At 71.4% G+C, this 11,155-nt stretch carries 9 protein-coding genes; 6 read left to right on the top strand and 3 right to left on the bottom strand.

All coding sequences use genetic code 11. The annotated features are described in order from the left end of the window. Positions 1–331 precede the first annotated feature (331 nt). On the bottom strand, positions 332–1,408 hold the full coding sequence (locus tag DP939_RS35775; protein ID WP_113985258.1) for a hypothetical protein: 1,077 nt from the start codon (positions 1,406–1,408) through the stop codon (positions 332–334). A 246-nt stretch (positions 1,409–1,654) separates the two neighbouring features. Between DP939_RS35775 and DP939_RS35770 the strand changes: the two genes are divergently transcribed. Both DP939_RS35770 and DP939_RS35765 read left to right on the top strand, forming a co-directional pair. Further along, on the top strand, positions 1,655–2,137 hold the full coding sequence (locus DP939_RS35770; protein WP_113985257.1) for a nuclear transport factor 2 family protein: 483 nt from the start codon (positions 1,655–1,657) through the stop codon (positions 2,135–2,137). Between the two features lie 78 nt (positions 2,138–2,215). Then, complete coding sequence (locus DP939_RS35765; RefSeq protein WP_113985256.1) at positions 2,216–3,439, top strand: cytochrome P450; 1,224 nt, start codon at positions 2,216–2,218, stop codon at positions 3,437–3,439. On the opposite strand, the gene DP939_RS35760 is transcribed toward DP939_RS35765, so the two are convergent. After that, a complete protein-coding gene (locus DP939_RS35760; RefSeq protein ID WP_147268259.1) occupies positions 3,421–4,155 on the bottom strand; it encodes a DUF1707 SHOCT-like domain-containing protein in 735 nt (244 codons plus the stop codon). The two genes, DP939_RS35765 and DP939_RS35760, sit on opposite strands and share 19 nt — an antisense overlap. A gap of 125 nt (positions 4,156–4,280) precedes the next feature. After that, positions 4,281–5,309 (bottom strand): GDP-mannose 4,6-dehydratase, encoded by a 1,029-nt coding sequence (locus DP939_RS35755; RefSeq protein WP_113985254.1) that lies wholly within the window; start codon positions 5,307–5,309, stop codon positions 4,281–4,283. Between the two features lie 277 nt (positions 5,310–5,586). Between DP939_RS35755 and DP939_RS35750 the strand changes: the two genes are divergently transcribed. The 4 genes from DP939_RS35750 (at position 5,587) to DP939_RS35735 (ending at position 11,152) form a co-directional block, all read left to right on the top strand. Further along, the gene (locus DP939_RS35750) at positions 5,587–6,861 is read left to right on the top strand and encodes a glycosyltransferase family 4 protein (RefSeq protein WP_113985253.1); all 1,275 of its coding nucleotides are present in this window, start codon (positions 5,587–5,589) and stop codon (positions 6,859–6,861) included. Positions 6,862–6,886: 25 nt separating this feature from the next. Beyond that, entirely contained in the window at positions 6,887–7,600 is a 714-nt protein-coding gene (locus tag DP939_RS35745; protein WP_199565632.1) for a class I SAM-dependent methyltransferase, read from the top strand. Continuing rightward, the gene (locus DP939_RS35740; RefSeq protein ID WP_225878699.1) at positions 7,597–8,667 is read left to right on the top strand and encodes a prenyltransferase/squalene oxidase repeat-containing protein; all 1,071 of its coding nucleotides are present in this window, start codon (positions 7,597–7,599) and stop codon (positions 8,665–8,667) included. The genes DP939_RS35745 and DP939_RS35740 overlap by 4 nt, the downstream gene beginning before the upstream one ends. 118 nt (positions 8,668–8,785) lie before the next feature. Further along, the gene (locus DP939_RS35735) at positions 8,786–11,152 is read left to right on the top strand and encodes a type I polyketide synthase (RefSeq protein ID WP_113985252.1); all 2,367 of its coding nucleotides are present in this window, start codon (positions 8,786–8,788) and stop codon (positions 11,150–11,152) included. The last annotated feature ends 3 nt before the right edge of the window (positions 11,153–11,155 follow it).

Here is an 11,155-nt window from a genome sequence, read left to right as displayed (position 1 = left end):
GAAAGAAAGGGCTCGTCCAGGACGTCGAGCGCGCCGGGGCGGGCTCGGCATGGCCTGTGGGGACAACGCACGAACGCGGGGGAGTGACTTTCATGACCTCTCGAATCGCCAGGCTCTGTTCGCAGCCAGTCTTTACTCCGAGACTGACCACCCGCCAGGTCATTCCTTGCTCATTTTGGGCGTGACCGAAGGGACGGGCAAGACATCGAGTGGCACGCATGTCGTGTTCTGCCGGGTTCAGGCGGCGAGAGAACAGGGGGTGACGCCAGATCGTGGCAGTGGCGGGACCTTGCACCCTTAATCGGATATACGGGCGGCCGATTAATCGCCCTTATGCTCGCGTGAAGGCGGGATATCCCGGCATCGGCGGGACCGCCCATCCGGCCGCGACCTCGCGGAGCAGCAGCCGCATCGTCTCGGCGAACGCGGGGAACTCCGCGAGCGTCCGGGCCGTCTCCCAGCGGTAGGTCAGGAGTTGCCGCAGCGTCGGGACCGGGCGGCGGGTCCGGTGCGAGGGTCCGTCCTCCGCCGAGGTGCGAGCCAGCAGTGCCACCGTCATGTCCACGGTCCACGCCACGATCGCCCGGCGAATGCCCGCGTGCCAAATCGAGTCGTCGGCCAGCGCCGGATATACGGTCGCGACCTCGGCGCGAAAGGCGTTCTCGATCCGCTCGGCCATTCCGGGCGGGAGCCGGAAGACGCACCAGCAGGTGGAGAACGGCATCCGGCAGTACGCGGCCGTCAGGAACACCGACTGGAAACAGGCGCTCTCGAAGTCGATCAGCCGCAGGCCGTCCGGGGTGAGCAGGTTGTTGTCCGGGCAGGTGTCGCCGGGTGTGAATCCCAGGGGATCCGCGCCGATCGCCGATGCGATGCCCTTCAGTTCGGCGGGCAGGCCCGCAGGTACCGGCAGCTCGGCCGCGTCGAGCAGGGCGAGCAGTCCCGTCGCGCGTTCGGCGACCCATGCCTCGTCCTCCCGGGACGGCACGCCCTTGTCGTAACGGGCCCGGAGGCGCAGCAGGTCGGCGTGCCTGCGCGTCGATCCGGCGGCCAGCCGGCCGAGCCCGCGGGACCAGGTCAGCAGGGCCTCGGTGGCCGCGCCGGGGTCGTCGCCGAGCAGCATGTCCGCCAGCGTGGGGGCCGTCCCCAGGTCTTCCATGACGAGCAGCGGCACCGCGGTGTCCACCGCCAGCAGCTCGGGACCGGCCAGGCCCAGCGACAGCCCCGCCGCCTCGGCGGCGAAGGCGCGCAGCCCGTCGGGCTCGTCGGCGTACGCCTTGACGATCACACTGCGGCCGTCGGCGGACCGGCAGCGCAGCACCGTGCTACGCCTGCTGCCACCCAGGTCGATCGGCTCGGACAACTCGGTGTCCAACAACCCGGCGGCGGCACGCACGATCGATTCCATCGGGACATCGTGGCAGCGGAGGGCACGATTGGGCATTCGAATTTCGAGCGACCGGGGGGCGCGGACATGATTGTCTATGGTGAACCTTTTTGAACCTCAAGTTCGACGAGGCGTCCTGCCGGGCTACCGTGCCCGAGCCGAGTCCGGTGGAGGCGCCCCTGACCTGGTCCAGGCGACCGGTTGAAAAAGGTTCAGCGCGAAATCCGATGCGGCGGTCGTCGCCGGCATCATCGACGGGAGCGAGCCTTGACCGTACCCCCCACTCCACCCCCCACTCCGCGCGAGGTCTTCCTGAAGCTCGTCCACGCCGTCTGTGACGAGCGCTGGGAGGACGCACTGGCCCTGTACGCCGAATCCACCCACGTCACGCACCCGTTTCATCCGTTCGAGCCACCACCGATGACCTCCCTGGAAGAATTGCGGGCACATTTCGGGATCGGCAGCGCCACGGAATCCGAGCCACGCCGCACCCTGCGTCGCCGACCGGCCGGGATCACGGTTCACGAGACCTCCGATCCCGAGGTCATCGTGGCCGAGTTCCGGTACGAGGGAACGGTGGTGGAGACCGGTGAGCCGTTCACCATCCCCGGCGTCTTCGTGATGCGCGTCCGCGACGGGAGGATCATCGAGTCCCGGGATTATCTCCACCATTTGAATTCCGCGCGGGCCCGTGGCCGGCTCGGCGGGGTGCTGGACGCCATCAGGGAGCACTATCTCCCGCAGGAGTGACAGAAAGACCACCGGCCGGGTGGCCGGGCTAGATTTGAGGGCACATCAGCCGACACGAGCGCCCGGCGAGGGGATTTGATGATCATCAACCTGGTGGATCCGGACGGCCATGCCAAGAGCGGCCCCCCGCACGGACAGTTCCGCTGGTTGCGCGACAATGAGCCCGTCTTCCGGCACCCTGGCGATCTCGCGAATGACTGGCCCGACTTCTGGGCCGTCACCAGGCACGAGCACGTCGTCCAGGTCTCCCGCAACCCCGGGTTGTTCTCCTCCCACCGCAGGCTCGCGCTCTTCGACGAGTTGCCCGAGGCCGAGCGCGAAATCCAGCGGTTGATGATGATCAACCAGGACCCTCCCGACCACACCCGCCGCCGCGCCCTCGTCAACCGGGGCTTCACCCCCCGCGTGATCGCCAGGCTGGAGAAGCACATCCAGGAGATCTGCGAGATGCTCCTCGACGACGTCGAAGGCCGTGACGAGGTCGACTTCGTCCGGGACGTCGCCGCGCCGCTCCCCCTCTACGTGATCTGCGAGCTGCTGGGCGCGCCCGTGGAGGACCGCGACAAGCTGTTCAACTGGTCCAACCGCATGATCGGCACCGATGACCCGGACTACGCGACCACTCCCCAGGACAACGCGGACGCCGCGACCGAGATCTACTCCTACGCCACCCGCCTGGCCGCCGAGCGCCGGGAAAGCCCGCGCGACGACATCGCCGGCCGCCTGCTCCGCCCCGACGAGAACGGCGAGACGCTGTCGGACGAGGAGTTCAACCTGTTCGTGCTGCTGCTCGTGGTGGCCGGCAACGAGACCACCCGCAACGCGGCCTCCGGCGGGATGCTCGCCTTCTTCGACAACCCCGCCGAGTGGGACCGCCTGGTGGCCGATCCGGCCGGGCTCGCGGCCACGGCCGCCGACGAGATCGTGCGCTGGGTGTCGCCGGTGAACATGTTCCGGCGTACGGCGACGGCCGACACCGTCCTCGGCGGCAAGCAGATCAGCGAGGGCGACAAGGTGGTGGTCTTCTACCCCTCGGCCAACCGCGACGAGTCGGTGTTCGCCTCACCCGAGGTCTTCGACATCGCCCGCGACCCCAACCCGCACATCGGCTTCGGCGGCGGGGGCGCGCACTTCTGCCTCGGCAACCACCTGGCCAAGCTGGAGCTCCGGGTGCTGTTCGAGACGCTGGCCAGGCGCTTCCCGCGGATCACGCAGACCGGCGAGGCCCGCAGGCTGCGCTCCAACTTCATCAACGGCATCAAGACCCTGCCGGTGGACCTGCGTCAGTCGTCTGCCTCGTAGTCGGCCGAGCAGCCGCCCTTGCCCGACGACGTCCGCTCCTCGACCCCGTCCACCTTGATCACACAGGTCAGTTCCTGGTCGGAGTCCTTGGCGTCGTCGGGCACCTGGGCCCGGATGCTCAGCTCACCGAAGGAGCCCTTGACGCTCTGGCTGTCGGAGTACGGGAGGTCGGTCGATGTGGACTCGGAGTCGCCGTCGACGACGGTGCGCACCTCGGCGCCGCCCTCGCCTATGACCTGCATGGTGATCTCGTGGACCGGCTGGGCGGTGTCGACCACCACGCCGATGGCGACCAGCGAGGCCAGCACACCGGCGATCACGCCGCCGATGTGCGCTCCGGGGTTGCGGGTCAGCCGGGACCCCTCAGGGTCGGTCTCCTTGTTGGCCGAGGTCGCCATGAGGGCGAACACGATGGCCGGGATCCACCCCACACCGCAGGTCACGAACCCGAGCCCGAAGCACACCCAGGCCGCCGTGCTGTACGGGGCGCCGGGCTTGCGCGGGGGTTTGGGCGGCCCCTGGTACGGCGGGGGCACCGGCTGGAGGGCCATGCCGGGGATGGGCGGCAGGTCGGCGAGGAGGCGTTGAAGATCGCCCCAGTTGCGGGCGGTCTGCGCCGCGTCCAGGCGGGCCATCAGCTCATCGTCGCGCAGCCTGCCCACCGCGAAATGCTCGCGAAGGATCTCGCTGGCACGGTCCCGTTCGACGTCAGACACCCGGATATGAGGTAGCACGACCACCCTCCACGAACGCGAATCCCCGTGTTGCAAAGCTACCTGAGGTACCGCTGCCGTGGGCGATCCCGTCGATATTCAGCGATCACCGCCAGATCACCACCAGGTCACGGCCAGGAGGACTCCTGGTCGGGGTCGCCGCCGTCGGAAAGAAGCCGGATGTCCGACTCGACCATCTGCGCGACCAGTTCCTCGAACGAGACCGACGGCTCCCACCCGAGGTGGCTCCTGGCCTTCTTGGGGTCGGCGCACAGCAGATCGACCTCGGCCGGGCGGTGCAGGCTCGGATCGCGCACCACATGGCGCTCCCAGTCGAGCCCCGCGGCGGAGAAGGCGGCCTCGACGAGTTCGCGCACGGTGTGGGTGCGGCCGGTGCCGATCACGTAGTCCTCGGGGGTGCCGGCGGCGAGCATCAGGCGCATCGCGCGCACGTAGTCGCCCGCGTAGCCCCAGTCGCGGCGCGCTTCCAGGTTGCCCAGCCGCAGCTCACCGGCCAGGCCGAGCTTGATCCGCGCCACGCCGAGCGACACCTTGCGGGTGACGAACTCCGCGCCGCGGCGCGGCGACTCGTGGTTGAACAGGATGCCGGAGACGGCGAACATGCCGTAGGACTCGCGGTAGTTCTGGGTGAGGAAGTGGCCGTAGGTCTTGGCCACGCCGTACGGCGAGCGCGGGTGGAACGGCGTGCGCTCGTTCTGCGGCGTCTCGCGTACCTGCCCGAACATCTCCGACGACGAAGCCTGATAAAAGCGGATCTGCCCGGATGAGTCGGCCGTCCGCGACGACGACACCCCCGAGCACACGCGGATGGCCTCCAGCATCCGCAGCACGCCCATCCCGGTGACCTCCGCGGTCAGTTCGGCCTGCTCCCACGACATCGGCACGAACGAGATCGCGCCCAGGTTGTAGACCTCGTCCGGGCGTACGCGTTCCACCGCCGAGATGAGCGAGCCCTGGTCCAGCAGGTCGCCCCGGACCAGCCGTACCTCACCGAGCAGCTTGCGCAGCCGCGACACGCGCGGGTTGGCCTGGCCGCGTACCAGCCCCCAGACCTCGTATCCCGCGGCGAGCAGGTGCTCGGCGAGGTAGGAACCGTCCTGCCCGGTGATGCCGGTGATGAGCGCGCGCCTGGCCAACGGTCCTCCATCACTACACGTCGTGTCGTGACGCGAATGTACCCCCATGCCGGTGACTCGGGATTCCCGCCCGCCCTAGCTAGAACCCGTTACACCGAGCCGCGTTCGGTCGACCCAACGTCGCAGTTCAGCCCCGGCGCGTAGTGAGGTGGTACACAATTCCACCTCGGCGTCACCCGAAATACCGGATGGTAAGGTTCGCGACTAAGGTCATCTTCAAGGTACATGTGTACCCCGCCCCTGCCAGGGGCCGCTGACGGGCGTGGAAGGAGGTCCCGTGGCAGGTGCGGAGGCGCTGCGGGTCGCATTGCTCTCCTATCGCAGCAAACCGACCTGTGGTGGCCAGGGGGTGTATCTCCGCCACCTCAGCCGCGAGCTGGTCGGCCTCGGACACCGGGTCGAGGTCTTCTCCGGCCAGCCGTACCCGGAGCTGGACGAGGGCGTCATCCTGACCAAGGTCCCCAGCCTGGACCTCTACCGCGACGAAGATCCGTTCCGCACGCCGAAGCTGTACGAGTACCGCGACTGGATCGACCTGCTGGAGGTCGGCACGATGTGGTCGGGCGGCTTCCCCGAGCCGCTGACGTTCAGCCTGCGCGCGCTGCGGGAGCTGCGCGCCCGGGTGGGCGACTTCGACGTGGTCCAGGACAACCAGATCCTCGGGTACGGCCTGCTCGGCATCCAGAAGCTGTTCCCGGTCGTGGGCACCATCCACCACCCGATCAGCGTGGACCGGCGGATCGAGCTGGCCGAGGCGGAGGGACAGCGCAAGGTGTCACTGCGCCGCTGGTACGGGTTCGTGCGGATGCAGAGCCACGTCGCGCCGCGGCTGAACCCGATCCTGACGGTCAGCGAGTCCTCGCTGGCCGACATCCACCGTGACTTCAACGTGCCGCAGGCCAACATGCGGCTCATCCCGCTCGGCGTGGACACCCGCGTCTTCCACCCGCGCCCGCACCTGCCCAAGCGGCCGGGGTCGATCGTCGCCGTGGCCAGCGCCGACTCCCCGATGAAGGGCGTGGCGACGCTGCTGCGCGCGGTCGCCAAGCTGGCCACCGAGCGCGACGTGAATCTCACCGTGGTGAGCAAGCCCACCCCGGGCGGCCCGACCGAGAAGCTGGTGGCGGAGCTGAGCCTGGGCGACCGGGTGCGGTTCGTGCACGGCATCTCCGACGAGGAACTGGGCGAGCTGATCGCGACGTCGGAGATATCCGTGGTGCCCTCGCTGTACGAGGGCTTCTCGCTGCCCGCGGTGGAGCACATGGCGTCCGGCACGCCGCTGGTGGCCAGCCGTACCGGGGCGCTGCCCGAGGTGGTCGGCGACGCGGCGGTGATGGTCGCGCCGGGCGAGCCGGACGAGCTGGCCGCGGCGCTGCGCAGGCTGCACGACTCACCGGCCGAACGCGAGCGGGTCGGCAGGGCCGGCTATGACCGGGCGATGGAGCGGTACACCTGGCGGGTGGTCGCGATGCGCACGGCGGAGGCGTACCGCGAGGCCATCGCGGTCCAGTCCAAGGGCCTTCGCCGGCGGACACGGCGGCGGGCGTGGTGACCGCGCGGCCCGGGGGGAGGCTCCCGTGCTGACGGTGGACTTCGGGCGGCTGCCGGTCGGCCCCGGCGACCGGGTGCTCGACCTGGGCTGCGGCGGCGGCCGGCACGCCTTCGAGGTGCTGCGCCGCGGCGCCGACGTGGTGGCCTTCGACCAGGACGCCGAGGAGCTGGAGAAGGTCGCCGGGATGATCGCGGCGATGGACAAGGCCGGTGAGATCCCGGTGGGCGCGACCGGCGAGACGCTGGTGGGCGACGCGCTGGCCATGCCGTTCGAGGACGGCCGCTTCGACCGGGTGATCGCCGCCGAGGTGCTGGAGCACATCCCCGACGACGTGACGGCCATCGCCGAGATCGTCCGGGTGCTCAAGCCGGGCGGACGGCTCGCGGTCACGGTGCCGAGCTTCCTGCCGGAGCGGGTGTGCTGGGCGCTGGATGAGGACTACCACACCGCGCCCGGCGGACATGTCCGGATATATACGTTGGCGGAGCTGGCGGCCAAGCTGAAGTCCGCAGGACTTGAGGTCGGCGGCCACCACTACGCCCACGGGCTGCACACGCCGTACTGGTGGCTCAAGTGCGCGGTGGGGGTGAACAACGACGACCACCCCCTCGCCAAGGCGTACCACGACCTGCTGGTCTGGGACATCATGGAACGCCCGCTGGTGACCCGCCTGGCGGAGGCCGTGCTCAACCCGGTGATCGGCAAGAGCGTGGTCCTCTACGCGCGGAAGCCGGCATGAACGTCCCCGGCGTGCTGACCCATGAGCAGGTCGTGCGGACCGCGCGCAGCATCGCCGCCGCCCAGGACGACGACGGCGGCGTGCCCTGGCCGGACGGCCACGTCGACGCCTGGAACCACGTCGAGTGCCTGATGGCCATGACCTCGGCCGGGCTCCTCGCGCAGGCCAGGGCGGGCTACGACTGGCTGATCCGCCACCAGCGCGCCGACGGCTCGTGGCCGATGAAGGTCTGCGGCGGCGTGGCGGTCGAGCACGGCGGGGAGTCCAACCACGCGGCGTACATCGCCGTGGGCGTGTGGCACGACCTGCTGGTGACCGGCGACGAGGCGTACGCCAAGGAGCTGTGGCCCGTCGTGCGCCGGGCGCTCGACTTCACCCTCGACCTGCAGACCGCGCGCGGCGAGATCGTCTGGGAGCGGGCCGCGGACGGCACCCCCGGCTCGCACGCGCTGCTCACCGGCTGCTCCTCGATCCACCAGAGCCTGCGCTGCGCCGGACGGCTGGCCGAGCGGCTGGGCGACCCGCAGCCCGAATGGGAACTCGCGGCCGACCGGCTGGCCCATGTGATCGCCGCGCACCCCGAGGCGTTCGCCGACAAGAGCCGCTTTTCGATGGACTGGTACTACCCCGTGCTCGGCGGCGCGCTGCGCGGCCCCGCCGCGACCGAGCGCCTGGCCGCCGGCTGGGACACCTTCGTGGTGCCCGGCCTCGGCGTGCGGTGCGTCTCCGACCAGCCGTGGGTGACCGGCGCGGAGTCCTGTGAGCTGGTGCTCTCCCTGGACGCCACCGGAGACCGCGACCGGGCGCTCGCCGTGTTCGCCGACATGCAGCGGCTGCGCCACGACGACGGCTCCTACTGGACCGGCTGGCAGTACGCGAACGAGGCGTGGTTCCCGCACGAGCGTTCCTCCTACACCGCGGCGGCGGTCGTCCTGGCCGCCGAGGCGCTGGCCGCCGACTCCCCGGCCGGCGCGATCTTCCGCGAGGCCGCCGCGCCCGGCCCGATCCCCGCGGCCCCCTGCGCGACCCCCGCCTGTCACAGATTCGGGGACGTTTCTTTGCCCTGACGGGGAGTGCCGTGCTTGAGGCGCATCCTGGGGGATCGTTACTTTCGGGCGATAGGCGGCGGTGGGCGGGGAGGGGCGAGGGCCGCCCGGGGACGTCTGGCAACGAACGGGGGCCGCCATGAACGTCGCGATCATCGGTATGGCCGGGATCTTTCCCGACGCGCCCGACGCCGAAGCGCTGTGGGAGAACGTGCTGTGGCGGCGGCGGGCGTTCCTGCCCGGCCGGGGCACCGAACGGGAGGCCCGGGTCGAGGGCCTGGAACCGCCGCAGGACGCGGACCCGGCGCCGTTCCTGGCGGTACGGGCCGCCACGCGGGCCATCGCGGACGCGAGCGGCCTTTCCACCGGGCGCATCGACCGGCGGCGGGTGAAGGTCGTGATGGGCGTGCCGGGCGACCCGATCGGCGCGCTGCTCGGCGGGCCGGGCGATCCGGTGGCGGGGGCGGTGTGCGAGAAGTTCGGGTTCCTGGGCGGCGCCCACGATCTTGAGGCGGGGTGCGCCGGGTCGCTGCTGGCGGTGATCACCGCGTGCCGTTCGCTCCGCGACGAGGGTGCCGACCTGGTACTGGCGGGCGGCGTCGATCTCGAACTCACCCGGCCCGACCACCACTGGCCGGGCCAGGGCTGCGGGGTGGTCGCGCTGATGCGCGCCCGCGACGCCGCCGAGCGGGGCATCCGCGTCCACGCCGAGATCGCCGGGTGGGGCGTGGCGTCCTCGGGCGGCGAGGGCCCGATCGCGCGGACCCCCGCCGAGGCGCAACTGCTGGCCCTGCGCCGGGCCTACGCCCACGCGGACGCGCCTCCGGAGGAGGTCGCGCTGTTCGAGGGCCACAGCGGCGCGGCGGGCGACGCGGCCGACCTGGCCCCGCTGATCGAGCTGCTGACCGGCGGGAAGCCGTACGGACGCAGCCGGGGGCGTCCGGTGGTGGGCTCGGTGAAGGCCAACATCGGCCACACCGGGGCCGCGTCCGGCGTGGCCGGGCTGATCAAGGCGGCGCTGGGGATCGCGCACGGCGTACTGCCGCCGTCCACCGGCGCCGGACGCAGGCACGAGCTGCTGGCCGGGCACGGAGCCCCGGTACGCCTGCTCGCCGGACGCGAGCCGTGGCCGGAGGGCTCGCGCTACGCGGGAGTGAGCGCGATGGGCCCCGACGGGGTCCACGCCCACCTGGTCATCAGGGACCGGACCACGCCGAGCGCCCCGCTGAACGGCCAGGCCCCGCGCCGGACGTCCCATCCGAGGGCCAGGACCTGGCCGCCGCCCTCCGCCGCCGAACCGCTCGTCTTCGCCGTGTCCGGGGCCGACATGCGGGCCGTGCGCCCGGTGCTCGAACGCATCGCCGACCAGGCTCATCGCTGGTCCGAGGGCGAACTGCACGACCTGGCCTGCGACCTGGCCGGGCAGCCGCCGCAGGGACCGCTGCGGGTGGCGATCATCGCGGGCACCGCCGAACAGCTCGCCGAACGCGCCTGCCGCGCCGCCGAACGCACCGACCTGGCCGTGGGCCGCCTGCTCGCCCAGCCGGGGCTCTTCATCGGCCTGGCCGTGCGGGGGCGGGTCACGCTGCTGTTCCCCGGCCAGGGCGCGCCGGTGCGCCGCCCCGAGGACGCCGGACGCGGCCCGGCGGCGGCCCTGTGCGGCGCGCGGGTGGCCGACACCGCCGTCGCACAGCCCGCGATCATGGACGCGTCCCTGGTCGCGCTGGGCGAACTTGACCGGCTCGGGCTCAACGCGGGCGCGGCCATCGGGCACAGCATCGGCGAGATCACCGGCCTGGTGTGGGCGGGCTGCATGTCGGTCCGCCAGGCCCGCAGGCTGGTACGGCGGCGCGGCCAGATCATGAGCGAACTCGGCGCGCCCGGCACCGGCATGGTCAGCGTGGCCGCCTCCAGGGAGCAGGCCGAACTCCTGGTCGCCGGGACCGGCGTGGTGATCGCCGCGCAGAACGGCCCGAACGTCCACGTACTGTCCGGGCGCGACCCGGAGGTGGCCGCCATCGCCAAACGGGCCGCCGACGAGGGCATCGAGGCGATCGTGCTGCCGGTGTCCCGGGCGTTCCACTCGCCGCATGTGGCGGCCTGCGTCGAACCGTTCGACGAGTGCCTGCGGGACGTGTCGTTCGCGGCTCCGGAGCGCACGCTGATCTCGACGGTCACCGGGCATCCGGTAGGCCGCCACGACGACCTGGCCATGCTGCTGCGCGCGCAGTTGCTCGCCCCGGTGCGGTTCTGGGACGCGGTCGGGCGGGTCGCGGCGGTCACGGACCTGTTCTGTGAGGCCGGTCCGGGGCGCGGGCTGGCCTCGCTGGTGGCCCCGACGGGCGTACCGGCGGTCGGTACCGACACCTACGGCCCGGACGGCGTGCCCGCGGCGGAGACCATCGCCGCGCTGTGGGCCTGCGGCGGGCTGCCCGACCTGGCCGCGCTGTACGGCGACCGGCCGCGCCGGCCGATGGACATCTGGCGCGACCGCGTGTTCCTCTAGATC

This window comes from Spongiactinospora rosea, from assembly GCF_003315795.1.
GTDB classification, from domain to species: Bacteria; Actinomycetota; Actinomycetes; order Streptosporangiales; family Streptosporangiaceae; genus Spongiactinospora; species Spongiactinospora rosea.
Note: the sequence above shows the minus strand (reverse complement) of the source record. Positions and strands in the feature narration are given on the sequence as shown.

Excerpts from the sequence above, each read along its gene's own strand:
- DP939_RS35765 (WP_113985256.1), top strand. The coding sequence starts at position 2,216 with ATGATCATCAACCTGGTGGATCCGGACGGCCATGCCAAGAGCGGCCCC.
- DP939_RS35775 (WP_113985258.1), bottom strand. The coding sequence starts at position 1,408 with ATGGAATCGATCGTGCGTGCCGCCGCCGGGTTGTTGGACACCGAGTTG.
- DP939_RS35735 (WP_113985252.1), top strand. The coding sequence starts at position 8,786 with ATGAACGTCGCGATCATCGGTATGGCCGGGATCTTTCCCGACGCGCCC.
- DP939_RS35740 (WP_225878699.1), top strand. The coding sequence starts at position 7,597 with ATGAACGTCCCCGGCGTGCTGACCCATGAGCAGGTCGTGCGGACCGCG.